Below are 26650 nucleotides of genomic sequence, written 5' to 3'. Positions count from 1 at the left end.
AACCTAGAACCTAGAACCTAGAACCTAGAACCTAGAACCTATGACTTAGACTCTAATGCTGGCTGCTTAAAGACTTGTTTATCTTCCCAACGTAACATGGTCAGCGGCCCGCCCCATACGCAGCCAGTGTCTAAGCCAATTACGTTTGGACTGAAGTAGCCCTCTAGCGCTGCCCAGTGGCCAAAAATCACCGTTTTTTCTAATTCAATCCTTTGGGGTAGGGCAAACCAAGGCATCAGCTCGTGGCTACTCACTTGAGCGGGAGGAAGTTTACACGCCATATCAAGACGCCCATCAAAAAAGCAAAAGCGCATGCGAGTGAAGGCATTAATGATATAGCGATAACGCTCAATCCCTTGTAAATCGTCATTCCATAAGTCCGGGGTATTGGAATACATATTGGTCAGTAACCATGGCCATCGTTGGCTACGTAATACCGTTTCTACCTCGTGGGCAGCTTTTCGAGCGGTCTGTAAATTCCATTGGGGTGAGATGCCCGCATGAGTGAGGACAAACTCGGGGTGTTCTAACAAGAGTGGCCATTGGCGAACCCAATCTAGTAGCTCATCAGCGTCAGGCGCAGCAAAAATGGCCAATGTTTTATCTTTGTTTTTGGCTGGATGAATGCCCAGTGATACGGCTAATAGATGTAAATCATGATTGCCGAGCACCGTTTTTGCAGCGGGTCCTAAGTCACGAATAAAGCGCAGTGTTTCTAGTGATTTTGGGCCGCGCGCGACTAAATCACCAGCGAGCCATAAGGTGTCACTAATAGGATGAAAGTTGACTTGTTTGAGCAATAGCTGCAGTTCATCTAAACAGCCTTGAATATCGCCGACAATGTAATTTGCCACACAAACTCCCTTAATTCAGTACGTTGGGAACGGCTAGGCGAAAAGGGTCTATTTCAGCTAGAAAAGGTTCACCGAGGCTGTTGATCATTCCATAATGGCCTTGCATGACGCCAACCGGCGTTTCTAATGCCGTGCCACTGGTGTAGGTATACTCATCATTGGCGGCAATAACGGGTTGTTCTCCAACGACGCCTTCCCCTTCAATCCGCATCTGTTTTCCGTTAGCGTCGGTCACTAACCAAGAGCGACTGATAAGTTGTACGGTTTCGGTACTGAGATTTTTTATGGTAATAAGATAAGCAAAAACGTAACGGTGCGCTTCAGGATGGGATTGTTCTGGCACGTACTTAGTTTGAACCTGAATCTTGATACAAGGATGAGTAATATCCATAAATACTCCTGATTCGGATGACAAAACGAAGAAAATATAGGATGGCACATTGGCCATCCTAGTCTATTTATGCGGGTTGAGTATTCTGAGCATCAAGCCAATTTGCCATCGATACAAACTGCTGCAAGGTCAGGTTCTCTGGACGCATCGTTGAGTCAATCGCAAGCTGTGCAAAGGTCTCATCATCCAATAACCCTTTATAGCAGTTACGCACCGTTTTACGGCGTTGATTGAATCCTTCACGTACGACACGATCCAACCATTTTAAACTCGTTGCAGGGTGCGGTAGTTCTTCGTAAGGCAATAAACGAACCACCGCAGAATCGACTTTAGGTGGCGGAACAAAGGCACTCGGTGGGACTTCTAATACCGGAACAACTTTACAGTAGTATTGTGCCATGACGGTTAATCGACCATACGCTTTGCTACCCGGTCCTGCCGCTAAACGGTTGACGACTTCTTTTTGCAGCATAAAGTGCATATCTTGAATTTCTTTGTGAAATTCAAATAAATGAAACATTAGCGGTGTCGAGATGTTATAAGGCAAGTTACCAAAAATACGCAGTTTATTATTCGGTTTAACCAATTGCTGAAAGTCAAAACGCATGGCGTCACCTTCGTGAATCGTCAACTTGCTCGATAATTCAGGATGGTTGCGTAAACGCTCGGCTAGATCACGATCGAGCTCGATCACCGTAAACTTATCAACTTCACGGCCTACGGGCTCTGTAATGGCCCCTAAACCTGGGCCAATTTCTACCAAATTTTGACCTGGTAAAGGATTAATAGCGGATACGATCCCATCAATAATATAAGGATCGTTTAAAAAGTTTTGACCAAAACGTTTACGCGCTTTGTGCCCTAAATGGACATCATTTCTCATAGTGTTCTCAAAGTTATTGCGTTTTTTTATCAACTAATTCAATTGCTTGATCGAGAGCGGTTTTAAAACTGCCCACATCGGCTAATCCCGTTGCGGCTAAATCGAGCGCTGTTCCATGGTCTACCGAGGTTCGAATAAAAGGTAAGCCTAAGGTAATGTTAACTGAACGACCAAAGCCTTTGTATTTTAGTACAGGGAGAACTTGATCGTGATACATTCCTAAAACGGCATCCGCTTTTTGCAAATATTTTTCGCTAAAGATGGTGTCTGCCGGTAAGGGGCCCACTAAATCGATACCTTGTCGGCGAAGTTTTTCTAAACTTGGGGTGATGGTATCTATCTCTTCATGACCCAATACCCCTTCTTCTCCTGCGTGAGGATTAAGACCGCAAACATAAATTGTCGGCTGAGCAATCGCAAATTTCTCGACCAAATCATGGTGAAGAATACGAATGATGCTTTCTAGACGTTCAGCCGTTATCGCAGCAGAGACCGTTGCCAATGGTATGTGTGTGGTCACGAGAGCGACGCGTAGTCCTTCCGTTGCCAGCATCATTACCACTAATGGGGTATTGGATAGCTCGGCAAAAAACTCCGTATGACCACTAAAAGCGACGCCTGCGCGATTAATCACGCCCTTATGCACTGGGCCGGTGACAATAGCATCAAATTCACCATTCATACAGCCCAATGCCGCTCTTTCTAGCGTTTTTAATACATAATGACCGTTCGCGGAATTGAGCTGTCCAGCAATGACCTGTTCTGATACGGCAATTGAGTCAACCAGTAAATACCCCGCTTTTTGCGGTGTGGCTTTTTGATCGGGCTGATAATCAAGTAGCTTTACTGCAATTCCCAGTGCTTTGGCGCGCTCTGCGAGCATCTGTTTATCGGCGCAAATTACCAGTTGATGTGGCCAATCATTTTGCGATAGTGCCAGTACTAAATCAGGGCCGATACCAGCAGGTTCTCCGGCGGTGACTACGATACGTTTAATCGTCATCTTGATCATCCTGTAGGATTTCAACAAAAGCACCGGCGCGCAGCTCTTGTAGCCAAGTACTGGCTTCTTCATTGAATTTACGGTTAAACAAAATGCGATAAGCTCGATTTTTCATTGCGGCATCAGTACGGTCAACTTCGCGGCGATCCAAGACTTCGACAATATGCCAGCCGTGTACGGTTTTAAAGGGTTCACTAATTATTCCAACCGGAAGTGTCTCGATTTGATGTTTAAACTCAGGAACATACAATTCAGGTGTTTGATAACCTAATTCGCCATTTTGCGCTGCAGAGCCTGGGTCTTGGCTATATTGTTGGGCTAATTCAGCAAAGCTGGCTTCACCAGCATTGATACGACGTACTAAATCATTGAGTTGATTTTTTGCACCTTCATCGCTCAAAATAATCGTTGGTTTAATCAGAATGTGACGTGCATTGACTTCCGTCACCGCAACCGTTTCTAAGCCTTTGATATCATCAATTTTTAGAATGTGGAAACCGACACCACTGCGAAATGGGCCAATAATACTGCCTTTATTTTGCATTTTAATTTGGTCGGCGAAAATCGTCGGCATTTCTTCTTTGCGCATCCATCCCCAATCTCCCCCTTGTAGTGCCCGTGGGCCTTTTGAATAGGTGATGGCCATGGTGCTAAAGTCTGCGCCTTGGTTGAGTTCAGCGACTAACTTATTGGCTTGTGCTTCAACCTCGGATTTGTCTTGTCCATCGTTAAAACGCAGTTGAATATGGCTGATTTTATATTGTACGGTCGCGCTGGTTTCTTGAGCGAGCAGCTCTGCCAAGGTATCGACTTCGGCTGGAATAATGTTAATACGACGGCGTACTAATGCGTTACGTGCTTCGCTGGCGGCGATCTCTTTTCTGATTTGTTCACGAAATTCTGGGTAGGTTAATCCTTGTTCAGCAATCGATAAGCGAAGTTGTTCTGGTGTTTGTTGGTTATTGTGAGCAATCTCGGTAATCGCGTCATTTAGGGTATTGTCATCAATACGTACCCCAATACGATCGGCTTCTTGCTGTTGCAAAGTATCGACAATCAGTTTTTCGATGATTTGTTCACGCAAAATGTTTTCAGGAGGGAGTGTTTGCTGGTTTGTTTTTGCATTCGCTCTTACTGTTAGTAGTGCGCTGTCTATATCGCTTTGCAAAATCACACCACTATTCACAATCACGGCTACGCGATCAAGCTCGACAGGTTGAGCTTGCACCGTCGCAATACTCACTAAGCTGGTTAACGTATATAAAGCCAATGTCCACAGTTTCATTAGAAATCCTATTCATTATCGAGCGTTAATCGTTGTTGCTCACGGTCATTATCCCCTTTCTACTTGATGAAGCTACAGCGATGTTGGCTATGTTCGTTCGCCGCAATCACATAGTCTGTCTATGTTCATTGGGACTCACTCACTTATCGCCTACCTACAACTCCAAGTAGTTTGGGGATATTCGGAAAATTCAGAGTTTTTAGGCTTAGATGCCCAAATTTACTGCCCTAATTATTTAAGAAAAACGGGCGTCCATAACCCAAGGAATTATCAGAACTTTTAATTCCAGCCATGCTTTCACTGGAGCTCACTTTGGTGCCAAAGCCGATAATACCAATGTTAAAACTAAAGTTATTTTCATAGTTTGGATCTTCGAAACCCAGATAATCGCCATTTGGGGTTCTATTCCAATCTTTTAACTGATTACTGTAAGAGAAACCCATGTACCAGCAATCAGAGGTATAGCGAATGCCCACCAGCCATTCCAGTGCTTCATTGGTGGTCATGTCGTAAAAATATTGTCCAGTAACATGCCATTTATGAGAAAGCTGATAGCCGCCAAGTAGGCCTGCTTGAGATATCCCTCGTCGAGTAATACTGCTCACCGGAATACTGTCACCCACCGTATCTTCGATATACTCTTTGGTAACGTAACGATAATTGGTTTGTAGATAGCCGCCGTTAAAGCGGTATTCCAAGGTACTGTTGGCCAATTGCATCGCACTGGTGTCGATGTCGTACTGAATGCCGCCGTGATAAAAGAGAAAATCATCGTAATTAAAATCCATTTCTACGGCCCAAGCGGAATAGTTCGATTGAGTATCTTCCACTTGGCTACTATCGGTATTGCTTGATTTTAAGCCTTTATCGATATAGAAAATTTGTCCAAACGCGATGTTTAGTCGTTCTTTGTATTGGTCATCAAAAAACCGCGTTGATGCGCCGTAGCTGACTTGGTTGGCGGCAGAGATAAAATCTACGCCACTGTACTTTCTACTTCTGAATAGGCCGTAGTAATCGGTTTGTAATAATGTCGTATCATAACGTGCGATATTTTGTTGGTTTTCTTTTGGAACATACAAGTACTGAACTTGTGGTTCAAGCGTTTGGGTATAGCCATTAAATAGCGTGGTGTCTCGTTCTAAGACGATACCGGCATGCGTTCTGAATTCAGGAATAACCCTTGATACACTTTCTTCTAATTCTTGGTAATCACTACTGATCACGCCAGATAAATCTTGTTGGTAATAGGTCGCTAACAGCCTTGCTTCTGTGGTCCATGTTCCCCATGTGTTTCCTAGCGGGATGCTAATACCGGGTTCGATATGGGCACGAGTTGCCGACGGTTTACCGATTGCATCGGTTTCAAAACGTGAAATGTGGCTTTTAATGTCTACATCTAGATAGCGCAGCAGCTCTGGTGCATAGTAGTTAAAAGCGACTTGCGGCATTAATCGATAGGGGAGGTTATCTTTATCGGTTAATACTTGAAAGTCTCTTGCCAACAATGAGGTATCCCATGCGGAAGAGCGGTAAGTCACTCGTGCTTGCTGCATCAGTTGGCCATCTTCTCGATTACCAATCCCTGAGCTTAAATCTGAAAAATACTCGACATCACTGACACGGGAGTAATCCAGATCCAGTTTCCATGCTTGTTGATAAATACCATCGTGGCGATATTGGAAACCCCAACGTTTCCCTTGTTCTGGATGTAATTCATCATCAGGTAAAAATTCACCTTTGAGGCTACCAGAACCAAATTCGGTGAGATAACGAAACACGGTATTTAACTGAGTCCCACGATTATCCATATAACGCAGAGTGGTTTCTAAATCGTAGTTAGGCGCTAAGTTCCAATAAAAAGGAACTGAGATTTCAAAACCATCACGTGAACCATAGGAAATATCTGGATAGAGGAAACCCGTTTTACGAGTATCGCCAATCGGTACGGTGAGATAAGGCAAATAGAACACGGGGACGTTTTGGATCTCTAAACGAGGATTGTAAAACGTCGCTTGTTCAGCGTCTTGGTCAACGTCAATACTTGAGGCACGCAAACGCCAAGCGCTATCACCTTCTGGACAAGAAGTGATTGAGCCATCTTCAATCTCATAAATGGCTTTACCAGTTTTGGCGATATAAGCGGCATGACCGCGACCCGGTTGACATAAAAACTGATATTGGGTGTTCTCTAATGTGATTTGATCAATATTGAGTTGATTGGTCACTCTATCTGAGGTTGCTTTGACTTGACCATCACTAAAGGTCACATTACCTTCGGCCACAACAATATTTTCTTGTTGATGGAGTGTCACATTATTAGCGCGGATCTGTTTTTGTCCTTGTAAAACGACGACATCGCCAGAATAAGTGGCGCGCTGACCACTAATTGCTTCTAGCTTATCCGCTTTGACCTTGATAGGCTGTGGATTCGGATTTTCCGACTCGGGTTCATTCACTAGGCATTGATCAAGAGTGGGCAGTTCCTGCACACTGTTATCCACCGTTGCTTCTGCTTGAGTCTGTGGCGCAAAGAGCGCGGCGCTGATCGAAGCGGCTAAAAATGTGCGGGAAAAACGTGACATCGAGTTGTACTATCCTGTTGTTCTGTTTGATTCCGACTTTAAGAGTGTTAAGTCAATAAAATGCTTCCTTATCATAAAGGAAAATAACGCTCCCGGCACTATCAGACCACAGCACACCTAAAAAATTCATAGATTGAGAGCACATAATGCATATTTTTGGCAAAATTCTTGGCGCTTTCTTTGGCCTGCTATTTGGCGGCCCATTAGGCGCAATCTTTGGTCTATTTCTTGGCCACCAGTTTGATAAGGCTCGTTATCGAAGCCAAAACCCGTTTACAAATGGACAATTCAGTTCAGGACCAACACAAACCGAAAGACAGGAAGAATTCTTTAAATCCGCTTTCGCTGTGATGGGACACGTTGCCAAAGCTAAAGGTCAAGTCACCCAGCAAGAAATTCAATTGGCCAGTATTATGATGGACAGAATGAACTTGCATGGTGACCAGCGCCGCGCTGCACAAGATGCTTTTCGCGAAGGTAAAGAAGCCGACTTTCCTTTGCAACAAACATTAGAAAATGTCCGTTTTTTTACGGGTGGCCGATTTGATTTAATGCAATTCTTCCTTGAATTACAAGTTTCTGCTGCCTTTGCTGATGGTGATTTACACCCAAGCGAACGTCAGGTTTTACATAAAATTGCTCAGGGACTTGGATTCTCATCGGATCAACTAGAGCGCCGTTTACGTATGCAAGAAGCCGCGTTTCGTTTTCAGCAAAGTGGTGGTTTTACCGGACAGCAAAGTTCGGGGTCGAGTCAATGGCAGCAACCCTCCAATCGAGATAGATTGGCCGATGCCTTTTCCGTTCTGGGTGTTAATCAAGATGCGGATGTACAAAGCATTAAACGGGCCTATCGTAAATTGATGAATGAGCATCACCCAGATAAATTGATGGCTAAAGGCTTACCCCCTGAGATGATGAACATGGCAAAAGAGAAATCACAAGAGATCCAACATGCTTATGATTTGATAAAGAAAGAGCAGGGGTTTAAGTGAAACGGTTTATGTATGGTGATTAAAGTCCAGTGACGGTTCGACATCGCAAGGCTTATCTCTGAGAGGGATAAGCCTTTTTAATCACCATTGAATTGCCATAAAAAAAGCCCAGTCAATGACTGGGCTTTAAAATTTGGCTCCTCCTGCTGGGCTCGAACCAGCGACCTGCGGATTAACAGTCCGTCGCTCTACCAACTGAGCTAAGGAGGAACAGATTTTTTAATAATGGTGCCGACTACCGGAATCGAACTGGTGACCTACTGATTACAAGTCAGTTGCTCTACCTACTGAGCTAAGTCGGCATTAATAACGGATGACGTGTCATCGGTTAATAATAGTGGCTCCTCCTGCTGGGCTCGAACCAGCGACCTGCGGATTAACAGTCCGTCGCTCTACCAACTGAGCTAAGGAGGAACAGATTTTTTGATAATGGTGCCGGCTGCCGGAGTCGAACTGGCGACCTACTGATTACAAGTCAGTTGCTCTACCAACTGAGCTAAGCCGGCTCACTTTATCAGTTAAGATACTGGTTGCGCTTGCACCAATCTCTATCAGAATATGGTGCCTCGAGGCGGAATCGAACCACCGACACGAGGATTTTCAATCCTCTGCTCTACCGACTGAGCTATCGAGGCAACGGGGTGTATTAAACGAGTTTTCCGATCCTTCGTCAACAGTAAAATGCAAAAAAAAACTCGTTTGCTGATTTTCTATACTTAGTGGGCTGTTTTTATCCATTTTTGTTTAGAAAAGCTAACAGAAACAGCGGTAAATTCTTACCTATCCTTCGACTTAACGTTTTTATCGTGTCGTTAATCGGATAGGGAAGAATCGTTTGATTAAGCTCAAGCTAGGATGAGTGAATGGTTTGTGGTTAAACGTTGTCCGCGATAAAAGTTTTTTAATCGCGCTGAAAAAGAAATCACCTTGTCTTCTCGGTAAGGTGTAGAACAGAGTATCGACAGATGAGTTCAAACAGTTTGCGTACCATTGAATGTGGCAGGGGGGAATAGGGTGATCGCCAGTGATGGCTAGATAAAGAAAAGCCCAGTCAATGACTGGGCTTTGAAAAGTGGCTCCTCCTGCTGGGCTCGAACCAGCGACCTGCGGATTAACAGTCCGTCGCTCTACCAACTGAGCTAAGGAGGAACAGCTTTAATATGGTGCCTCGAGGCGGAATCGAACCACCGACACGAGGATTTTCAATCCTCTGCTCTACCGACTGAGCTATCGAGGCAATAAATGGTGCCGACTACCGGAATCGAACTGGTGACCTACTGATTACAAGTCAGTTGCTCTACCTACTGAGCTAAGTCGGCGCACTTAATTTATTGCTTGTTGTTACTGATTACAGCACCAACAATAAAATTTGTGGTGCCCGGAGGCGGAATCGAACCACCGACACGAGGATTTTCAATCCTCTGCTCTACCGACTGAGCTATCCGGGCAACGGAGCGCTATTAAACGGATTTTCCCTCTGTACGTCAACCACTATTTTTAAAAAAGACAGAAAACCGGTTTAAGTGCCGCTATTTTAGACAAGTGGAGCGTGAAAGATTACTTCGCGTTAAATTCTCGTTTAAATTGAGTTACTTTTTCTAAGTAGCGCCGTGCTTCTGCATTAGGATGACGATTGGTCAAAGCCCAATACACCTGATTAGGTTGTATGCTATTTAAATTATTCATGGCTCGCTGTCGATCTTGATGGAATGTTCGCAGAACACCGCCAGCGCCTCCGTTGTAAGCAGAAATCATGCTGTACTCAAGAGAAAGAGGATGACGGACATCTTTCAAATAACGGTTTTTGAGTAGATAAAAATAAGCGGTACCGGTATCTATGTTATTTTCTGGATTAAAGAGGTATTCAGGTGTTGGCTCACCGGGTTTATTTTTAACCAAGTTAAAAACATCCCGTCCCGCAGTTTTCGGCACTACTTGCATTAAGCCATAAGCGTTAGCCCAACTGACGGCATAAGGGTTAAAGCTACTTTCTGTTTTGATGATCGCGTAAATAAGATCTTCTGGGATACCATATTTACCGGAAGCTCGGCGAACAATGTCGGCGTATTGGTAGCTACGGATCTGCATTTGATCCGCGACCATCGGAATTTCAACATAATAGGCTTTCTTAAAATCAACTTGTTTGACTTTGAGGTGATGAGCAATCAGGTAATCGGCGTAGCGGTTGGCACGCCAGCGCCACTGAATGGGTTGCTTATCTTGGTCGACAACTTGTTGGTATAAGAAAGGTTGTCCTTTTAGCTCAATGTTTTGTGATGAAAAAAGATCGACGCTAGCCGGATCGTCAGGCGTTAATAACGTGGTGATGATCGCTCTTTTTAAGTGTCCTTGAGGATCCGTGGGTGAGATGGTTTCAACCAATATTTTACCATCACTAAAATTGACTTCCGTTCGGCTAAGGTAATTATCGATGTATTTTACGTAATTACTTTTACCAGCAATTTTGATTTCTCGGCTACCCCAGCGGCGTTCGATATTGCCAGAGAAACTGAGGATCAAGCTATCTAATGCGGCGGTGTCTTTTTCAAATTGCCCGGGTAATTGAGCGAGATTTTTTGCAAAACGGTTGGTTGGCTCATAATCCACCGCATAGAAACGTTCAACAAACTCACGACTGCAGCCGACTAAGAGTAAGAGTGTGGTTAAACAGTACAGTGATTTTTTCATCGCTTTCCTAGGCAAATCAATTTCCCTGCTGATTTGATCTTGCAGCGAAAATAAACAGCTGCAAGATCAAATTGTCTAGAGATTATCTGTGAAACTCAAGCTTGGCTTGGTGGAGTATAACCTTCAATATGGACCTCTTTACCTTCGAAGAGGAAATTGACCATTTCATTTTCGAGAAATTTGCGGTGTTCAGGATCCATCATATTGAGTTTTTTTTCATTGATCAGCATAGTTTGTTTGGTTTGCCACTCTGCCCAAGCTTGCTTACAAATATGATCAAAAATACGTTTACCCAGCTCTCCGGGGTAGAGCTGAAAATCCAAACCGTCAGCTTCTTTCTGTAATCGAGCACAAAATACCGTGCGGCTCATAATGACTTCCTCTTAATCGTTTACGGATGAATTTCAAAGGGTAAGCTGTGCAACAACTGCTTCACAGGGGCTGCTAAGCCGATTTCTTCAGGCTGTTGTAAGTTATACCAAAGACCTTTCGTTCCTTCCATGATGATGTCTGGTTTATGAGTCAGTTCCAATAGAATCGGGGTAATATCTAAATGGTAATGACTAAAAGTATGCCGAAAGGCAATTAATGTGCGCTGAGATTGAATGTGGTTATCTTGTACAGCACGATGCGCTAACGTTGTTTCAATCTGCTGATCGGTATGTTGTGGAAAACAGTATAATCCGCCCCAAATCCCGACTTGTGGGCGTTGTTCAAGCCAGACTTGACCCTGATGATAAAGAATGACAAACCACGTTTGCTTGACTGGTTTGTCGCTTTTCGGTTTTTTACCAGGATAATCTAAGGGGTTACCTTGTTGCTTGGCAATACATAAGGATTCCACTGGGCACAGTGTACATTTTGGCTTGCTACGGGTACAGATCATCGCTCCCATGTCCATCATCGCTTGATTGTATTTATCGACATCGACGCTTGGGGTCTGTTGCTCCGCATGCAGCCAAAGCTGGTTTTCAACGATTTTCTTTCCCGGCCATCCTTCAACAGCAAAGCAGCGAGCTAGGGTCCGTTTAACGTTGCCATCTAAAATAGCATGCGGCTTTTTAAACACTGAAGAGAGCACTGCCGCTGCTGTCGAGCGACCAACACCAGGTAACGCATTCATCGCCTCCAGCTCGGTTGGAAACTGGCCTTGATACTGATCGACAATGATCTTTGCAGTTTTATGTAAGTTCCTCGCCCGAGCGTAGTAACCAAGGCCGGTCCAATAGTGTAGCACTTCGTCTTGTTGAGCCGCCGCTAAGTCAGCAACACTAGGAAAACGTTCAATAAAGCGCTGGTAATAAGGGATCACTGTGGTTACTTGGGTTTGTTGCAGCATGATTTCTGATAACCATACCGTATAGGCCGTTTTATTTTGCTGCCAAGGCAGATGCTTTCGCCCATAGGCGTCATACCAAGTCAAAATTGCGGAAGCGAATGGAGTCACGACATGCTCTGTAATAATAAAAATAATGAATCAAAATTGCACCACAGAATGCCCGTCGAGTACAACCGATAAATTATAAGGGTATCTTTAAGGTTTCAGGTGATCGTTCTAGTGAAGCGCTGGACTATAATAACACTTGCATGGCAAGCAATTCTTTGGATAATCACACTCCCTTTGAGTGAAGACGAAAAAATAGACAGGCAATCGCAATGAGTGAAGTTACCACCAATCAATTGACAGAAGATGGCAAAGTGCTACGTAGAATCCGTAGTTTTGTGCGTCGTGAAGGTCGACTAACCAAAGGTCAAGAAGCGGCGATGAAAGCCTGCTGGCCAACCATGGGGATTGATTATCAAACCGAGTTACTGGATTGGGCTCAGGTGTTTGGTAACCAAAATCCAGTGGTGTTAGAAATTGGGTTTGGCATGGGAGCCTCATTGGTTGAAATGGCAAAAAATGCCCCACATAAAAATTTCATTGGTATTGAAGTGCATAGCCCTGGTGTTGGTGCTTGTTTGGCTTCCGCCCGCGATGCTGGTGTGACTAACTTACGAGTGATGTGCCACGATGCGGTTGAAGTTTTTGCTAACATGATCCCTGATAATAGCTTGGCGACGCTACAACTGTTTTTTCCTGATCCTTGGCATAAAAAACGTCACCATAAGCGCCGTATTGTGCAGTTAGAGTTTGCAGAAATGGTGCGACAAAAACTGATCGTTGGCGAAGGGGTGTTTCATATGGCAACGGACTGGGAAAATTACGCTGAGCATATGATCGAAGTGATGAATCAAGCACCTGGTTATCGTAATCTCGCGCAGGAAGGGGATTATATTCCACGTCCAGAAGAGCGTCCGTTAACCAAGTTTGAACAGCGCGGCCATCGCCTAGGCCATGGCGTATGGGATATTAAATTCCAACGAGTGAGTTAACCTGTCCTACCAGTTTATGCTGGACAAGTATCAAGCTCGGCAAGATACTGCTTAGAACTTAGCCAACATGGTTTATCGTGTTGGCTTTTTTGACTCTCCCTACATTAAAAATCTGTTGGGCGATGAGACGGTAACTCATTTGGCCGTTCCATTGTTTTCAGCGGCAATAATAATAAAAGTAAACTCAGACTATGAAACCAAGCTCCGCTATTTTAGCGACCATTCTCGATGAAGTTCGTCCATTGATTGGACAAGGCAAAGTGGCTAACTACATTCCCGCTCTGGCCCAAGTGGCGAGCGATAAACTCGGTATCGCGGTTTACACTAACCAAGGCGAGATCTTTGCTGCTGGTGATGCGCAGGAGGGATTTTCCATCCAATCCATTTCCAAAGCGTTAAGTTTAACCTTGGCGATGGGTTTATATCAGCCAGAGGAGCTGTGGCAGCGGGTTGGCAAAGAGCCTTCTGGACAAGCTTTTAATTCATTGATTCAGCTGGAAATGGAGCAGGGCATCCCGCGTAATCCATTTATTAATGCCGGAGCGATTGTGATCGCGGATATGCTTTATAGCCGCTTATCCGCCCCTCGCCAGCGTTTGCTGGAATTTGTGCGTCAGTTAAGTGGTGAAGAGCAGATCATCTATGACAAAGTGGTGGCAGCGTCGGAAATGATGCACAGTGATCGTAATGCTTCGATTGCTTATTTAATGCGCTCGTTTGGTAATTTTGAAAACGAAGTGATTCCGGTCTTAAATAACTATTTTCACGCTTGTGCACTAAAAATGAGCTGTGTTGAATTAGCGAAAACATTCAGCTATTTGGCCAATAAAGGGGTATCGGTACACACGGGGCAGCGCGTGGTTAGTGTGACGCAAAGTAAGCAAATCAATGCGTTATTAGCTACCTGTGGTCTTTATGATGGTGCAGGTGAATTTGCTTATCGAGTTGGAATGCCGGGTAAATCGGGGGTCGGTGGTGGCATCATTGCTATTGTACCCGGTGAGATGACTATTGCGGTTTGGTCTCCTGAGCTTGATCCATCAGGTAACTCGTTAGCGGGCACTAAAGCGCTGGAGCTGTTGTCCGAGCGCATTGGGCGCTCAATTTTCTAGCTGATTAAAATGGCTACTGGCAATCATTCGATTGTCAGTAGCGAGTTGTTGTTGAGTTACTCTTCAGCCATAAATGCCGCCAGTAAATCATTCAAAAATAACTTACCATGTTCAGTGATCTGCCACGAAGTCGCATCTTGGGTTAAGTAATTCATCTCACACGCCCATTGGATGGTTGGTTCAATCACACTTAACGCTAGCCCTGTGGTGGTGATGAAATCTTGTTTTGGACACGCTTCGAGCAGACGAAATCGGTTCATGAAAAATTCAAAAGGACGATCGCTTTCGGCAACGAGTTGTTCATCACTCAAATAAGGCTTCACCATATTTTGATAAGCCGCTAAGTAACCACGTGGATGTTTCACCTTAGTGGTGCGAATAATTCGGCCATCAGCAAAGCTCAATTTGCCGTGCGCTCCACAGCCAATGCCCAGATAGTCACCAAATCGCCAGTAATTGAGGTTATGTTGGCATTGATAACCAGGCTTGCTGTAGCCAGAGATTTCATACTGTACATAACCTGCCTCAGTGAGTTTTTGATGGCCAAGTTCAAAAATATCCCACAGCGCATCATCATCGGGCAGAGTGGGGGGCTTAGAATAAAACAGCGTATTGGGTTCAATGGTTAATTGATACCAAGACAGGTGAGGAGGATTTAACGCTATCGCTTGGTCTAAATCATCCAAGGCTTGCGCTAGGCTTTGATCGGGCAGGCCGTGCATTAAATCCAAATTAAAGCTTTTTAAACCAATGGCATGCGCCAGTTTTGCCGCACGTACTGCCTCTTGTTGGCCATGAATACGACCTAAGTGGGCTAACTTCTCGGCGGCAAAGCTTTGTACGCCAATCGAGATTCGAGTGACGCCTGCGAGGCGATAAGCCACGAAACGCTCAGCTTCAATCGTACCAGGGTTGGCTTCCATGGTGATCTCAATCTCAGGTTGAAACGGAATGCGCGCGGCAATGCCGTCAATCAAATCTTGGATGCCTTGTGGTGAAATTAAGCTCGGCGTCCCCCCGCCGATAAAGATCGAATGCAATCGCCTTGGATCGTTAGCAAGCTGATAGCGCTCAATATCACGATCCAGATCTTCCAGTAGTGCCGCGATATATTGCGTTTCAGGGATCTCTTCTTTTAAGGCGTGAGAGTTAAAATCGCAATAAGGGCATTTTTGTACGCACCACGGGATATGGGCGTACAAGCTCAACTTGGGCGGCGTTAGCATGAGGCGCGTTGCTCTTTTAAGGCTTGGAACAGTAATTGTAGAGCCTTAGCGCGATGAGAGAGCTGCTTTTTACGGGCGGCAGGTAACTGGGCAGAAGCGCAGTTTTCTTCGGGAACCCAGAAAATGGGATCGTAACCAAAGCCATGCTCACCGCGAGGCTCAGTTAAGATTTCACCTTGCCACTGACCATGACAAACCAGAGGTGTTGGGTCGTTAGCATGGCGCAGATAGACTAAAACACAGTGAAAGCGAGCGGTTCTCTGTTCACTCGGCACACCTTCTAAACTGGTTAATAACTTTTGCAGGTTATCGTTATCTGAAGCATTGGCTCCGGCATAGCGCGCAGAATAAATGCCCGGTGCGCCATCAAGATAGTCAACCTCGAGTCCAGAATCATCGGCAATCGCTGGTAGACCAGTAAGGGCAGCGGCATGACGTGCTTTGATGATGGCATTTTCAATAAAGGTTAAGCCTGTTTCATCAGCATCTGGCACATTTAATTCACTTTGTGCGATAACCTCAAAACCGAAATCGGCTAATAAATCGGCCATTTCCGCGACTTTTCCTCGGTTACCAGTGGCTAAAACAATCTTATTCATAAATCTCTCACGTCTGAATGGGGAGCTCGATGAGACTTGTCGTCATCGCTAACGGTTATTGTACAACAGTTCGGAGAAAAAAATTCCCCACATTAAGTGGGGAACAGAGCTTGAATTTCGGCAGGGATCACCGTAGGTGAGAGGATGCGTACTTGTTTATGCCGCCCTAGCTGGCCTTTTTCTATTTCAACCGCGCTTTTCGATACTTTACACAGTTTGGCAAAATAGCGGCTTAAATGGGCATTCGCTTTTCCATCAACAGGTGGCGCAGTGATGGCTATTTTGAGCTCATCACCGTGCTGCCCCACTAAGCTATCGCGGCTGGCTTTAGGTTGGACATAAATCCGCAGGCAAAGATCTTGCCCATCAAGCCAAGCGATTGACATTACAACTGATACCAAATGGGGCCAATGAAATCACCCATTAAAAAGTTAGCGAATTGTAGAATAATAAACAGCACTAAAATGCTTAAATCGAAACCACCCATCGCTGGGATGATCCGGCGAATAGGGCTTAGCATAGGTTCGGTTAATTGATGGAAAACAAACTCTATTGGGCTACGTCCTTGGCTGACCCAGCTCAAAATCGCCCGGATCAGTAAGATCCAAAACAGTAATCCACCGGCTGCTTTGACTAAAGACAATAAGCCAAACCATAAGAAATCGAGACTGAAGACCATCGCACCCTTAGAGACCATCAGGATCAGGACGACGAATTTGAGCACCGATAACACATAAGCAAAGAGGATGGTGGCAAGGTCCAGATTACCCACCGAGGGGATCATTCGACGTAATGGCGCAACCACGGGTTGAGTGGTTTTGACAATAAATTGTGAAAACGGATTATAAAAATCGGCGCGAGCGGCTTGTAGCCAAACACGCAGAATAACCACCATGATATAGATATCAAACAAGGTGGAGATTAAAAAGCTCATAGCATTCATGAGAAAGCCCTTATGATAAATTAATGAATAGAGTACTGAAATGGCGGTCTATTTAAAATAGTTTTTCCATCTCTTGCGCACGATGGACTGCGGCACGCATGGCCTTAGCAACGATATCCGATAGCTGATGCTGCTCAAAGGTTGCGATAGCTTGTGCTGTCGTGCCTCCTTTGGACGTCACTTGTTCACGTAAGATAGCTAGCTCTAGCTGCGGGTTTGCTGCAACCATCTGCGCTGCGCCTAACGCCGACTGCTCCACCAATAAGCGTGCGGTTTGCTTATCAAATCCCTGAGCGATTGCCTCGGCTTGCATGGCTTCCATAAACAAGAAAAAGTAGGCCGGTGCGCTACCTGCGGCGGCGATGACACTATTGATTGCTGATTCTTCACTCACCCAGCAAGTTTTTCCCACCGAACTCATCAACTGCTCAGTGAAGTTTTTGTCACTTTCACTTGCCTCTGGTGCGGCAAATAACCCTGCCATGCCTTGATTAACCAATGAGGGGGTGTTTGGCATCACCCGTACTAACGCAGGTTGAGTATTGAGCAATTGTTGCAAGCGCGCTACCGAAATCCCCGCGGCGATAGAAATAACTAATTTATTTGACCAATCAATAGCTTGCATCGGTTGACATACTTCAGCCATTAATTGAGGTTTTACCGCCAGCACCACGACATCCGCTTGCTGAGCGGCGGCGAGATTATCGCTGGTGGTTTTAATCGCATACTGAGTATGTAACGAGGCTAAGTTGGCTTGGGACGGCGCGCTGGCAATGATCCGCTGCGCTGGATAACCACTGGCAATCAGGCCAGCGATGATCGCATGAGCCATATTTCCTGCGCCAATAAAAGCAATCGTTCTTTGTTCCATAATGATGTTCTATCCTACAGTTGGCTACTCTGGTGGTAGCGGGTCATTGTTCGACGAAAAGTAAACCTGCTTTGAGCAAGGATCATGGTTTCGTTGAGGTTGGATAATCGCGCTGGCCAAAAATCGCCGTTCCAATGCGTACCATCGTACTTCCGGCTTCGATGGCCGCTTGCATATCACCACTCATCCCCATTGATAGAGTATCCAGTGCTGGATAGCGTTCCCTTAAGCGTGCTTGCAGGTCAGCTAAGCGCTGAAAAGCAACCAATTGCTCAGCATAATCAGCGACGTTCTCTGGGATGGACATCAACCCTCTTAATGTGAGGTTCGGTAGTTCAGAAATCAACTCTACTAAGGGAAACAACGCTTGCTCACTAATACCGGATTTTGAGGTTTCACCACTGGTGTTTACCTGAATTAAGACCTGTAACGGTGCTTTGTGAGCCGGACGTTGCTCACTCAGTCGCTGAGCGATTTTTGCTCTATCCACGGTGTGCATCCAGTCAAAATGTTCGGCAATAAGACGAGTTTTATTGGATTGCAATGGGCCAATAAAATGCCATTCTAAATCGAGTTGTGGATGATGCTCAGCAAAATAGCGAATTTTATTCACCCCTTCTTGAACATAGTTTTCTCCAAAAGCAAGTTGCCCAGCAAGGGCTGCTTCGAGAATTGCCTCGACAGGTTTGGTTTTACTGACCGCTAAAAGTTGCACAGAGCTTGGAGAGCGACCACACTTTTGTTGTGCGCTCTTAATCTGTGAGGTGATCTGTTCAATGTTTTGTTGAATACTACTCATGGCTCGACTTTATTAAGGAAAAATAAATGGATATCTCAGAGTTACTGGATTTTAGTGTAAAGCATAATGCGTCAGATCTACATCTTTCTGCAGGTGTTCCGCCCATGGTCCGGATTGATGGTGAAGTCCGTAAGCTGGGAGTGCCTGCTTTTAGTCATGCTGACGTGCATCGATTAATCTTTGCCATCATGAATGATGCCCAGCGCAGTGAATATGAAGAGCGCCTCGAAGTCGATTTTTCATTTGAGCTACCGAATGTGGGACGTTTTCGGGTTAATGCCTTTCATCAGTCGCGCGGCAGCTCCGCCGTATTTCGAACGATTCCTACAGTGATCCCAACGTTGGATCAGTTGAATGCTCCGGAGATCTTTCGAAAAATATCCAATTATGAGAAAGGGTTAGTCCTTGTTACTGGCCCCACTGGATCCGGTAAATCGACAACGTTAGCGGCAATGGTTGATTATATCAATACTCATCATAATAAACACATTTTGACCATTGAAGATCCGATAGAATTTGTGCATAGCAATAATAAGTGTTTGATTAACCAGCGTGAAGTTCATCGTGATACACATAGTTTTAAAAATGCGTTACGTTCGGCGCTGCGAGAAGACCCTGATGTGATCTTAGTCGGTGAGCTGCGTGATCAAGAGACAATCAGTTTAGCGTTAACCGCCGCTGAAACGGGACATTTAGTGTTTGGTACGCTACACACTAGTTCTGCCGCAAAAACCATTGATCGGATTATCGATGTATTCCCGGGCAGCGATAAAGACATGGTGCGTTCGATGTTATCGGAATCGCTGCGTGCGGTGATTGCGCAAAAACTGTTTAAGCGAGTCGGAGGGGGGCGCGTGGCGTGTCACGAAATTATGTTAGCGACTCCTGCGATTCGTAACTTGATCCGAGAAGATAAAGTCGCACAGATGTATTCGATCATCCAAACGGGCGCTGCGCATGGGATGCAAACTATGGAGCAGCATGCTAAGCAGTTGGTCGCTCAAGGGGTTGTGGATTTACCAGAGGTCCAACAAAAACTTGGTTTAGACAGCTCATCATTCTAAGGAACGCATCATGCAATTGGATCAAATATTACAAGAGATGCTCACCCAAGGGGCGTCCGATCTCTACATCACTGTCGCGGCTCCAATTTTGTATCGCGTCAATGGCGATCTCCAACCTCAGGGGGAAGCGTTAAGTGAATCTCAGGTCAAAGAGTTGTTATTGCGGATGATGGATAGCGACCGACAAACGGAGTTTAACCAAACGCGTGAGGCCAATTTTGCGATTGTGCGTGATTTTGGCCGTTTCCGAGTCAGTGCCTTTTTTCAGCGTGAGCTACCGGGTGCCGTTATTCGCCGGATCGAAACGCAAATTCCTAGTTTTGATGACTTGCAGTTGCCGGAGGTGCTTAAAGATCTCGCGCTAACCAAGCGGGGTTTAGTGTTAGTGGTCGGTGCGACAGGCTCGGGAAAATCAACCACCATGGCGGCGATGACCGGTTATCGTAATTTGAAAACCCGCGGGCACATTCTTACTGTCGAGGATCCGATTGAATTTGTTCATCCTCATCAAGGCTGTATTGTGACTCAGCGTGAAGTCGGCTTAGATACTGAGAGCTATGAAGTGGCATTGAAAAATTCACTTCGCCAAGCGCCGGACATGATTTTGATTGGTGAAATACGCAGTCGTGAAACCATGGAATACGCGATGACCTTTGCCGAAACTGGGCATTTATGTATGGCAACCTTACACGCCAACAATGCCAACCAAGCCTTAGAGCGTATTTTACATTTGATGCCGAAAGAGAAAAAAGAACAGTTTCTGTTTGATTTATCGATGAACTTAAAAGGAGTGATTGGTCAGCAACTGCTGCGTGATAAACAAGGTAAAGGGCGTCATGGCGTGTTTGAGATTTTGCTCAATAGTCCAAGAATGGCGGATTTGATCCGCCGTGGCGATTTGCACGAATTAAAAGCAACCATGGCTAAATCGAAAGAAGTGGGAATGCAAACCTTCGATCAAGCGCTGTATCAATTGGTGATTGACGATAAAATCACTGAGCAAGATGCGCTGCACAGCGCCGACTCAGCCAATGATTTACGCCTTATGCTCAAAACCCAGCGGGGAGAGGGCTACTCTTCTGGTGCGTTGGATAATATTAAGATTGATATGGAGTGAGACTAGTTTGCCCATTGTCTTTCAAACCAGCTTTCTAAGATCACGACCGCTGATTGGCAGTCTATATTGCCTTTACTGAGTGCCTTGTAGCCGCCGTGGGCAAACAGCTCGGAGCGTGCCTCTGCGGTCGATAGGCGTTCATCGTGCAGCTCAACGGGTAAGCCGAAGCGTCCGTGTAAGCGGTTAGCAAATTTTTTCGCCCGTGGGGTGATGGTATCTAAATCTTTGCCATGTAAGTCAGTGGGTAAGCCAACCACTAATAGATTGGGTTGCCACTCTTTGATCTGTTTTTCTATCTCATCCCAACTGGGGATGCCATCATTGGCTTTAAAGGCTTTTAATGGCGAGGCCGTTCCGGTAATTTCTTGACCGATAGCACTACCGATACTTTTAGTGCCGAAATCAAAGGCCATAATGGTACGCGACATAATAGACGTCTCATTGCTGTGGCGCATTAACTCGATGGTTAATGCGCCTTAAAGGTTAAGTTAGGCATGGCCTGATTGAGGAGCCAGTTGGGCGGGATTAATGCCTAATTTTTGAATCGCTTTTTGCCATTTTTCATGGACTGGCGTATCAAAGATTAAATCGGCATCCGCTTCAATGGTTAGCCAAGAGTTTTCGGTTAACTCTTGTTCTAATTGGCCTGGAGACCAACCAGAATAACCTAATGCGACAATATAACCATTCGGTTCCGCCTCAGTACCGAGTACACAGAGGATATCTTTCGAAGTGGTTACCGCAATATCGTCGGTCATCTTCATGGTCGACTCATAATGATCTTTCATTCGATGCAGAACAAATCCACGATCTTCGGAAATCGGCCCACCGTTAAAGACCGGTTTCTTTAGGCTTTGCTCTCGAGAGTGTGGGTAAGCGGGCTCGATCTCGACTTGTTTTAGCATCCCACTGACCGTAATATCGATCGGAGCATTGATCATTAGCCCCATTGCACCCTCTTCATTATGTTCGCAGACATAGATCACGCTGCGTTTGAAGTAAGGATCTTGCATACTGGGCATGGCAACGAGAAAATGATTAGTCAGATTCATCTAATCTTCAATCCTTTGGTATTGAGGAGCGTTAAGCTCCTACATAGATAAGGCCTTAATACGACGTTCAATCGCATCCATCAGCTTGCCGGTAATCGAGATATCAAAAGCGGCTTCGATTTCACGAATACAGGTTGGGCTAGTGACATTGATTTCGGTGAGTTTATCACCAATCACATCAAGACCGACAAAGATCAAGCCTTTTTCTTTTAATGTTGGAGCCACAGCTAACGCAATCGCTTTATCGGTTTCACTCAGTGGTCGAGCTTCTCCCCTTCCTCCAGCCGCTAAGTTACCACGGGTCTCACCTTGAGCAGGAATACGTGCTAAGCAGTATGGCATTGGCTCACCATCGACGACTAAAATTCGTTTGTCACCGTTACTGATATCGGGGACAAAGGTTTGTGCCATGCAGTAGGTTTGTCCGTGGTTGGTCAGCGTTTCGATGATCACCGATACGTTAGGATCGCCTTGTTTAATGCGAAAAATCGATGAGCCACCCATACCATCGAGCGGTTTTAAGATCACATCGCCGTGTTGCTCACGAAAGGCTTTAATTTTTTCCGCTTTACGAGTCACCAGTGTGGTAGGCGTTAATTCTGGAAACCAAGCGGTAAATAATTTTTCATTACAATCACGCAGGCTTTGCGGTTTATTGACGATCAGTGTGCCTTCTTCTTCCGCTCTTTCCAGAATATACGTTGCATAAATATACTCGGTATCAAAAGGGGGATCTTTGCGCATCAATACGGCATCAAGATCCGCGAGACGAATGGTTTGCTCAGACTGAAATTGATACCAAGCCGCGGGATCTTCTTTGACGCTGACCACTTTAGTATCCGCCATAGCCACACCTTGTTCTAAGTGCAGATCAGCCATTTCCATGTAATGAATTTGATAACCACGACGCTGTGCTTCAAGCATCATGGCAAAGCTGGAATCTTTTTTAATATTAATTGATGAAATGGGATCCATCACGATGCCAAGTTTAATCATTGAATTTCTCCGAGTTAGCCAAGATCGCCGAAACGAACTTGTAGCGCTGTAATGGCAGTCAGTGCTGCGGTTTCGGTGCGCAATACGCGAGGACCGAGCAATGTTTCTGCAAAGTGGTATTGTTCGGTCATGGCAATTTCTTGCTCAGATAGGCCACCTTCTGGACCTATCAATAAACGGACGTTGCTTACCGGCTCAGGTAAGGTATTGATCGAATAGGACGCGCGAGGGTGTAAATTGAGTTTAAGTGCCTGACTAGGCTCAGCGCACCAAGCTTCTAATTCCATCACTGGGCGGATGACAGGGATCCGATTTCGGCCACATTGTTCGCAGGCAGCAATCGCTATTTTTTGCCATTGCTGAAGTTTTTTTTCAAAGCGTTTCGGATCCAGTTTTACCCCACAACGCTCTGATAATAAAGGCGTAATAGTATTCACGCCAAGCTCGACCGATTTTTGGATGGTGAATTCCATTTTATCACCACGAGAAATCACTTGCCCAAGATGTAAATTGAGCGGTGATTCAATGCTTTTTTCAATGCGTTGCTGAATGTCAACGGTCAGCTGTTTTTTGCTGATCTCACTGATCACCGCAGGAAATTCAGCATCACTCCCATCAAACAACGTCACCGATTGACCGGGCTGCATACGCAGAACTTTACCGATATGATTGGCGGCGTCGTCACTGAGGGCAAGCGTGCCCAATTGGTGGATAGGGGAGGGATGATAAATTCGAGGAATACGCATGCCAAGTTCCTAATAATTGATGACAAAGCGATACTTTGGTGACTTGAAGATCGCACAGTATGGATAATATTGGTACGTTAAGTGACGGGTTCAAGTCATGGAGTATCCGTGTTACCCGACCGATGTCTTGATAACCACAATCTAGTGATGATAGCTCACCTGATCACCGCGTTGAAGGGAAATATCTTTTTCTGCGGCGTTTGAGGGACGGTCACCGTTTAAGATGCGATGACACTGCCCCTATTCGTTTAAGCGTTCAGCTTGAAGTTTTAGTCATTGTTGTTGATGACGATCTTGGCTCTATTCACGGTGGCGACGAGAACACTGTGTATCAACAAATGGATTAGAGTGACCTTGAATGGTGGTAATACGTCGGTTACGTTCACACTCCCATTCATCAGCCGGGTATTGATTATCCCAAACCTGCATTAATTGTGCTTGTTGCTTAGATAGCTTAAACCCATAGTGCTGACTCATATACAAATAGGTACGGGCGATAGCGCCACGAGCTCTTGTCGGCGGCATAGCCTTACGCTGAGCAAAGTTAATTTGCATTTCACAGCGACCATACGTCGCGCCATCAATCCCATTCCATTGACTAAAATTGAAGTTAGAGCGATCGCCATTCACTTCACCAATCGCGGGAGTGAGGTTGTGTAAATCGGCCTCCATTTGACGAAATTGCTCATCGTGGCGTGCACAGTGTTTGCGCCCGCCTTCTTGCCAACATTGTAACTGATGACCAAACTGCCAAGCAGGCACCACGTGCTCCCATTCAATTCGATTGGCGCGGGTGGCTTGTTTGCGAACTTCATAGCCACAGCCTTCAAGATCAGGAATACCTCGTTGACCTTGCCAGCTAATCTCACAGCCACAGTAGAAGCTAACCGGATGATCTTGATAAAGTTTAACGGCGATACGTTTGGCTTGAGCAAAAGAAGTTGGGGCAGCAGCGAGGCTACTGGTAGTAAAAACAAATAAACCTAAAATCGACAGCAAACGTAAATAAAACATGGCAAAAGACTGAGATAAGTATGATTTTTCGCAGTCTACCACTCAAAAAATGACTTGCCTATTGATAGATGAATGAGGAGTCGGTTTATCCAGTAAAGACCAGAGGTGTTTGACAGTGGCGGCAATGATAGCTGCTTTGTTGACGTAACACCTTGTTATGACGACGAATTGATAATGAGTGAACTTGACACGCGCAGCGATAAGCAAAGGTTTTACCCTGGACAGAGCCAACATCGAAGCTGTGAGTGGTTCTGGGGGGCAGATTAAACACCTGTGACATAACGGATTGCCATTCACGACCGTGAGGACGTACTCGTCCATAACGTTGATAAGTGATCAGGTGAGCAATTTCATGGGGGATCACTTCATCGATAAAAGCTTGCGGATTTTCAGTCAATAAAATCGGATTTAAGCGAATTTCCCAGCGTTGCAAATAGGCTTTACCTGCGGTTTTACCGCGTAGTTTTAGGCTGAGGTTTGGTCGGGAGAAAGGGGTATTAAAGTATTCTGAGGCCCGTTCAATACAGCGTTGTATTTGCTGCTGGGCACGATAATGCAATTCAAAATTGATCAAAGGACCTCCAATAAAAAACCTCAGACGGATCTGAGGTTTATCCAATCATGGCTTACCACTCGTTGGAGAGTAAGCCATTTCGGCTATGGATAATTATTTTAAACCGGCAAAGTCACGCAATAGGGCAGCTTTATCTGTCGCTTCCCAAGGGAATTCTTCGCGACCAAAGTGACCATAAGCGGCGGTTTTCTTGTAGATCGGCTGTAGTAAGCTGAGCATTTCTTGCAAACCGTAAGGACGTAAGTCGAAGAACTGACGAACCGCTTCAATGATAATATCGTGTGGTACTTTCTCGCTACCGAAGGTTTCTACCATGATCGACGTTGGATCAGCGACACCAATGGCGTAAGAAAGTTGAATCTCACAGCGATCCGCAAGACCGGCAGCCACAATGTTTTTGGCAACATAGCGAGCAGCGTAAGCGGCTGAACGGTCAACTTTTGATGGATCTTTACCAGAGAAAGCACCACCACCATGACGTGCTGCGCCGCCGTAGGTATCGACGATAATTTTACGACCCGTTAAGCCACAGTCACCCATTGGACCACCAATCACGAAACGACCAGTTGGGTTAATGAAGTATTTGGTGTCTTTGGTTAGCCATTCTGCAGGTAGAACAGGCTTGATGATCTCTTCCATCACGCCTTCACGTAGATCAGCGGTGGAAACGGAATCACAATGCTGAGTAGACAGTACCACAGCATCAATACCGACGATCTTACCTTGGTCATATTGGAAAGTGACCTGAGATTTTGCATCAGGGCGCAACCAAGCTAGGCTACCATTTTTACGCACTTCAGCTTGACGCTGCATTAAACGGTGTGCATAGGTAATCGGTGCAGGCATCAGCACTTCGGTTTCGTTACAAGCGTAACCAAACATGATGCCTTGGTCACCTGCGCCTTGATCTTTAGGATCGGCTTTATCAACGCCTTGGTTGATATCTGGTGACTGTTTACCAATGGTATTGAGTACCGCACACGAGTTGGCATCAAAGCCCATCTCAGAGTTAACATAACCAATTTCACGTACGGTCTGGCGAGTCAGCTCTTCAATATCCACCCACGCTGACGTCGTTACTTCACCGCCAACCATGACCATTCCGGTTTTGACATAGGTTTCACACGCGACACGAGCTTTTGGATCTTGTTCTAAAATGGCATCAAGAACCGCGTCAGAGATTTGGTCGGCAATTTTATCAGGATGACCTTCTGATACAGATTCAGAAGTAAACAAATGTTTAGCCATGATAGCTCCAATTTTCATATTAGTAGCGACCCGTTATTCGATAAACGCGTCGGTAAAATTGTTCAATATGTAGGCGTTTCTACATCTAGACGTCTATTCTAGTTTTCAATGCTCAAATTACAAGCTCTTTTTTAGTTTATCTTATGGCCAAACGTTTGCTTGGTTTTGTGATGTTTTTATAATTACGATGAAATTTCATGTAACCGATTGCAAAAATCAGCCTAAGAGG

27 protein-coding genes and 9 tRNA genes are annotated in these 26650 nt (G+C 45.3%); 5 read left to right on the top strand and 31 right to left on the bottom strand.

What is annotated here, in order from left to right; translation table 11 throughout:
* Positions 1–38 precede the first annotated feature (38 nt).
* From apaH to lptD, 6 genes are all read right to left on the bottom strand, one after another.
* Positions 39–854, bottom strand: a complete 816-nt coding sequence (apaH, locus tag CAG60_RS13335) for a bis(5'-nucleosyl)-tetraphosphatase (symmetrical) ApaH (protein WP_004396074.1) — start codon at positions 852–854, stop codon at positions 39–41.
* Positions 855–864: 10 nt separating this feature from the next.
* Complete coding sequence (gene apaG / locus CAG60_RS13330) at positions 865–1245, bottom strand: Co2+/Mg2+ efflux protein ApaG (protein WP_004396073.1); 381 nt, start codon at positions 1243–1245, stop codon at positions 865–867.
* Between the two features lie 67 nt (positions 1246–1312).
* Positions 1313–2128: a 16S rRNA (adenine(1518)-N(6)/adenine(1519)-N(6))-dimethyltransferase RsmA gene (gene rsmA / locus CAG60_RS13325; RefSeq protein WP_154169254.1), complete on the bottom strand. Its 816-nt coding sequence runs from the start codon at positions 2126–2128 to the stop codon at positions 1313–1315.
* A gap of 13 nt (positions 2129–2141) precedes the next feature.
* Entirely contained in the window at positions 2142–3131 is a 990-nt protein-coding gene (gene pdxA / locus CAG60_RS13320) for a 4-hydroxythreonine-4-phosphate dehydrogenase PdxA (RefSeq protein WP_161425473.1), read from the bottom strand.
* Positions 3121–4416, bottom strand: a complete 1296-nt coding sequence (gene surA / locus CAG60_RS13315; RefSeq protein ID WP_154169252.1) for a peptidylprolyl isomerase SurA — start codon at positions 4414–4416, stop codon at positions 3121–3123. The genes pdxA and surA overlap by 11 nt, the downstream gene beginning before the upstream one ends.
* 227 nt (positions 4417–4643) lie before the next feature.
* Positions 4644–7001 carry an LPS assembly protein LptD gene (lptD, locus tag CAG60_RS13310; RefSeq protein WP_161439142.1) on the bottom strand — a complete coding sequence of 786 codons (2358 nt, stop codon included), beginning with the start codon at positions 6999–7001 and terminating at the stop codon, positions 4644–4646.
* 146 nt (positions 7002–7147) lie between these two features.
* Here lptD and djlA point away from each other — a divergent pair, with 146 nt between their 5' ends.
* Entirely contained in the window at positions 7148–7996 is an 849-nt protein-coding gene (djlA, locus tag CAG60_RS13305; protein WP_161439141.1) for a co-chaperone DjlA, read from the top strand.
* Positions 7997–8130: 134 nt separating this feature from the next.
* On the opposite strand, the gene CAG60_RS13300 is transcribed toward djlA, so the two are convergent.
* The 12 genes from CAG60_RS13300 to mutY all read right to left on the bottom strand — a co-directional run bounded on the left by CAG60_RS13300 (position 8131) and on the right by mutY (position 12131).
* A tRNA-Asn gene (locus CAG60_RS13300) sits at positions 8131–8206 on the bottom strand.
* Positions 8207–8222: 16 nt separating this feature from the next.
* Positions 8223–8298: transfer RNA gene (locus CAG60_RS13295), tRNA-Thr, on the bottom strand.
* Positions 8299–8334: 36 nt separating this feature from the next.
* Positions 8335–8410, bottom strand: a tRNA-Asn gene (locus CAG60_RS13290).
* Positions 8411–8426: 16 nt separating this feature from the next.
* Positions 8427–8502: transfer RNA gene (locus CAG60_RS13285), tRNA-Thr, on the bottom strand.
* Between the two features lie 53 nt (positions 8503–8555).
* Positions 8556–8631 (bottom strand) — tRNA-Phe (locus tag CAG60_RS13280).
* 438 nt (positions 8632–9069) lie between these two features.
* Positions 9070–9145 (bottom strand) — tRNA-Asn (locus CAG60_RS13275).
* Between the two features lie 12 nt (positions 9146–9157).
* Positions 9158–9233 (bottom strand) — tRNA-Phe (locus CAG60_RS13270).
* A gap of 6 nt (positions 9234–9239) precedes the next feature.
* Positions 9240–9315, bottom strand: a tRNA-Thr gene (locus CAG60_RS13265).
* A 53-nt stretch (positions 9316–9368) separates the two neighbouring features.
* Positions 9369–9444: transfer RNA gene (locus tag CAG60_RS13260), tRNA-Phe, on the bottom strand.
* A gap of 109 nt (positions 9445–9553) precedes the next feature.
* On the bottom strand, positions 9554–10684 hold the full coding sequence (gene mltC / locus CAG60_RS13255) for a membrane-bound lytic murein transglycosylase MltC (protein WP_161439140.1): 1131 nt from the start codon (positions 10682–10684) through the stop codon (positions 9554–9556).
* Between the two features lie 95 nt (positions 10685–10779).
* Positions 10780–11055, bottom strand: coding sequence for an oxidative damage protection protein (locus CAG60_RS13250; protein ID WP_004396066.1), 276 nt, complete (start codon positions 11053–11055; stop codon positions 10780–10782).
* 20 nt (positions 11056–11075) lie between these two features.
* Positions 11076–12131, bottom strand: a complete 1056-nt coding sequence (mutY, locus tag CAG60_RS13245; RefSeq protein WP_161439139.1) for an A/G-specific adenine glycosylase — start codon at positions 12129–12131, stop codon at positions 11076–11078.
* A 209-nt stretch (positions 12132–12340) separates the two neighbouring features.
* On the opposite strand from mutY, the gene trmB reads away from it, so the two are divergent.
* Positions 12341–13060 (top strand): tRNA (guanosine(46)-N7)-methyltransferase TrmB, encoded by a 720-nt coding sequence (gene trmB, locus CAG60_RS13240; RefSeq protein WP_158144306.1) that lies wholly within the window; start codon positions 12341–12343, stop codon positions 13058–13060.
* 191 nt (positions 13061–13251) lie between these two features.
* Complete coding sequence (glsB, locus tag CAG60_RS13235) at positions 13252–14172, top strand: glutaminase B (RefSeq protein ID WP_154169242.1); 921 nt, start codon at positions 13252–13254, stop codon at positions 14170–14172.
* A gap of 56 nt (positions 14173–14228) precedes the next feature.
* On the opposite strand, the gene hemW is transcribed toward glsB, so the two are convergent.
* From hemW to CAG60_RS13205, 6 genes are all read right to left on the bottom strand, one after another.
* Complete coding sequence (hemW, locus tag CAG60_RS13230; RefSeq protein WP_161439138.1) at positions 14229–15398, bottom strand: radical SAM family heme chaperone HemW; 1170 nt, start codon at positions 15396–15398, stop codon at positions 14229–14231.
* Complete coding sequence (locus CAG60_RS13225) at positions 15392–15997, bottom strand: XTP/dITP diphosphatase (RefSeq protein ID WP_161439137.1); 606 nt, start codon at positions 15995–15997, stop codon at positions 15392–15394. The genes hemW and CAG60_RS13225 overlap by 7 nt, the downstream gene beginning before the upstream one ends.
* Before the next feature lie 92 nt (positions 15998–16089).
* The gene (yggU, locus tag CAG60_RS13220; RefSeq protein WP_161439136.1) at positions 16090–16383 is read right to left on the bottom strand and encodes a DUF167 family protein YggU; all 294 of its coding nucleotides are present in this window, start codon (positions 16381–16383) and stop codon (positions 16090–16092) included.
* Positions 16383–16940, bottom strand: a complete 558-nt coding sequence (locus CAG60_RS13215; protein ID WP_040904707.1) for a YggT family protein — start codon at positions 16938–16940, stop codon at positions 16383–16385. Before CAG60_RS13215 ends, yggU begins: the two co-directional genes overlap by 1 nt.
* Positions 16941–16992: 52 nt before the next feature.
* Positions 16993–17811, bottom strand: coding sequence for a pyrroline-5-carboxylate reductase (gene proC / locus CAG60_RS13210; protein WP_158144302.1), 819 nt, complete (start codon positions 17809–17811; stop codon positions 16993–16995).
* An 82-nt stretch (positions 17812–17893) separates the two neighbouring features.
* Positions 17894–18610, bottom strand: coding sequence for a YggS family pyridoxal phosphate-dependent enzyme (locus tag CAG60_RS13205; RefSeq protein WP_161439135.1), 717 nt, complete (start codon positions 18608–18610; stop codon positions 17894–17896).
* Between the two features lie 26 nt (positions 18611–18636).
* On the opposite strand from CAG60_RS13205, the gene CAG60_RS13200 reads away from it, so the two are divergent.
* The gene (locus tag CAG60_RS13200) at positions 18637–19674 is read left to right on the top strand and encodes a type IV pilus twitching motility protein PilT (RefSeq protein ID WP_154169236.1); all 1038 of its coding nucleotides are present in this window, start codon (positions 18637–18639) and stop codon (positions 19672–19674) included.
* 10 nt (positions 19675–19684) lie between these two features.
* Positions 19685–20791: a PilT/PilU family type 4a pilus ATPase gene (locus CAG60_RS13195; RefSeq protein ID WP_161425468.1), complete on the top strand. Its 1107-nt coding sequence runs from the start codon at positions 19685–19687 to the stop codon at positions 20789–20791.
* 2 nt (positions 20792–20793) lie between these two features.
* Here the strand turns inward: CAG60_RS13195 and ruvX are convergent, their stop codons facing one another.
* The 7 genes from ruvX to metK all read right to left on the bottom strand — a co-directional run bounded on the left by ruvX (position 20794) and on the right by metK (position 26421).
* Positions 20794–21219 (bottom strand): Holliday junction resolvase RuvX, encoded by a 426-nt coding sequence (gene ruvX / locus CAG60_RS13190; RefSeq protein WP_161439134.1) that lies wholly within the window; start codon positions 21217–21219, stop codon positions 20794–20796.
* A gap of 60 nt (positions 21220–21279) precedes the next feature.
* Positions 21280–21843 (bottom strand): YqgE/AlgH family protein, encoded by a 564-nt coding sequence (locus CAG60_RS13185; protein WP_040904706.1) that lies wholly within the window; start codon positions 21841–21843, stop codon positions 21280–21282.
* Between the two features lie 39 nt (positions 21844–21882).
* Positions 21883–22839 (bottom strand): glutathione synthase, encoded by a 957-nt coding sequence (gene gshB / locus CAG60_RS13180; protein WP_158137782.1) that lies wholly within the window; start codon positions 22837–22839, stop codon positions 21883–21885.
* Between the two features lie 14 nt (positions 22840–22853).
* The gene (rsmE, locus tag CAG60_RS13175) at positions 22854–23585 is read right to left on the bottom strand and encodes a 16S rRNA (uracil(1498)-N(3))-methyltransferase (protein WP_161439133.1); all 732 of its coding nucleotides are present in this window, start codon (positions 23583–23585) and stop codon (positions 22854–22856) included.
* Between the two features lie 300 nt (positions 23586–23885).
* Positions 23886–24599, bottom strand: a complete 714-nt coding sequence (locus tag CAG60_RS13170; protein ID WP_161439132.1) for an endonuclease — start codon at positions 24597–24599, stop codon at positions 23886–23888.
* Positions 24600–24684: 85 nt separating this feature from the next.
* Positions 24685–25173: a SprT family zinc-dependent metalloprotease gene (locus CAG60_RS13165; RefSeq protein ID WP_161439131.1), complete on the bottom strand. Its 489-nt coding sequence runs from the start codon at positions 25171–25173 to the stop codon at positions 24685–24687.
* A gap of 93 nt (positions 25174–25266) precedes the next feature.
* A complete protein-coding gene (metK, locus tag CAG60_RS13160) occupies positions 25267–26421 on the bottom strand; it encodes a methionine adenosyltransferase (RefSeq protein ID WP_154169230.1) in 1155 nt (384 codons plus the stop codon).
* Between the last annotated feature and the right edge of the window lie 229 nt (positions 26422–26650).

It is taken from the genome of Vibrio sp. V33_P6A3T137 (assembly GCF_009904835.1).
Classification (GTDB): domain Bacteria; phylum Pseudomonadota; class Gammaproteobacteria; order Enterobacterales; family Vibrionaceae; genus Vibrio; species Vibrio metschnikovii.
The sequence above is the reverse complement of the archived record's forward strand: the minus strand, read 5'-3'. Positions and strand labels throughout refer to the sequence as shown.

Bases quoted from the DNA above. Each gene is read 5' to 3' on its own strand.
- gshB (WP_158137782.1), bottom strand. From the start codon at position 22,839: ATGATTAAACTTGGCATCGTGATGGATCCCATTTCATCAATTAATATT.
- ruvX (WP_161439134.1), bottom strand. From the start codon at position 21,219: ATGTCGCGTACCATTATGGCCTTTGATTTCGGCACTAAAAGTATCGGT.
- rsmA (WP_154169254.1), bottom strand. From the start codon at position 2,128: ATGAGAAATGATGTCCATTTAGGGCACAAAGCGCGTAAACGTTTTGGT.
- CAG60_RS13195 (WP_161425468.1), top strand. From the start codon at position 19,685: ATGCAATTGGATCAAATATTACAAGAGATGCTCACCCAAGGGGCGTCC.
- apaG (WP_004396073.1), bottom strand. From the start codon at position 1,245: ATGGATATTACTCATCCTTGTATCAAGATTCAGGTTCAAACTAAGTAC.
- CAG60_RS13225 (WP_161439137.1), bottom strand. From the start codon at position 15,997: ATGAATAAGATTGTTTTAGCCACTGGTAACCGAGGAAAAGTCGCGGAA.
- CAG60_RS13215 (WP_040904707.1), bottom strand. From the start codon at position 16,940: ATGAATGCTATGAGCTTTTTAATCTCCACCTTGTTTGATATCTATATC.
- pdxA (WP_161425473.1), bottom strand. From the start codon at position 3,131: ATGACGATTAAACGTATCGTAGTCACCGCCGGAGAACCTGCTGGTATC.
- lptD (WP_161439142.1), bottom strand. From the start codon at position 7,001: ATGTCACGTTTTTCCCGCACATTTTTAGCCGCTTCGATCAGCGCCGCG.
- CAG60_RS13205 (WP_161439135.1), bottom strand. From the start codon at position 18,610: ATGAGTAGTATTCAACAAAACATTGAACAGATCACCTCACAGATTAAG.
- mltC (WP_161439140.1), bottom strand. From the start codon at position 10,684: ATGAAAAAATCACTGTACTGTTTAACCACACTCTTACTCTTAGTCGGC.
- CAG60_RS13250 (WP_004396066.1), bottom strand. From the start codon at position 11,055: ATGAGCCGCACGGTATTTTGTGCTCGATTACAGAAAGAAGCTGACGGT.
- djlA (WP_161439141.1), top strand. From the start codon at position 7,148: ATGCATATTTTTGGCAAAATTCTTGGCGCTTTCTTTGGCCTGCTATTT.
- CAG60_RS13185 (WP_040904706.1), bottom strand. From the start codon at position 21,843: ATGAATCTGACTAATCATTTTCTCGTTGCCATGCCCAGTATGCAAGAT.
- glsB (WP_154169242.1), top strand. From the start codon at position 13,252: ATGAAACCAAGCTCCGCTATTTTAGCGACCATTCTCGATGAAGTTCGT.
- CAG60_RS13200 (WP_154169236.1), top strand. From the start codon at position 18,637: ATGGATATCTCAGAGTTACTGGATTTTAGTGTAAAGCATAATGCGTCA.
- yggU (WP_161439136.1), bottom strand. From the start codon at position 16,383: ATGTCAATCGCTTGGCTTGATGGGCAAGATCTTTGCCTGCGGATTTAT.
- surA (WP_154169252.1), bottom strand. From the start codon at position 4,416: ATGAAACTGTGGACATTGGCTTTATATACGTTAACCAGCTTAGTGAGT.
- metK (WP_154169230.1), bottom strand. From the start codon at position 26,421: ATGGCTAAACATTTGTTTACTTCTGAATCTGTATCAGAAGGTCATCCT.
- rsmE (WP_161439133.1), bottom strand. From the start codon at position 23,585: ATGCGTATTCCTCGAATTTATCATCCCTCCCCTATCCACCAATTGGGC.
- proC (WP_158144302.1), bottom strand. From the start codon at position 17,811: ATGGAACAAAGAACGATTGCTTTTATTGGCGCAGGAAATATGGCTCAT.
- hemW (WP_161439138.1), bottom strand. From the start codon at position 15,398: ATGCTAACGCCGCCCAAGTTGAGCTTGTACGCCCATATCCCGTGGTGC.
- CAG60_RS13170 (WP_161439132.1), bottom strand. From the start codon at position 24,599: ATGTTTTATTTACGTTTGCTGTCGATTTTAGGTTTATTTGTTTTTACT.
- trmB (WP_158144306.1), top strand. From the start codon at position 12,341: ATGAGTGAAGTTACCACCAATCAATTGACAGAAGATGGCAAAGTGCTA.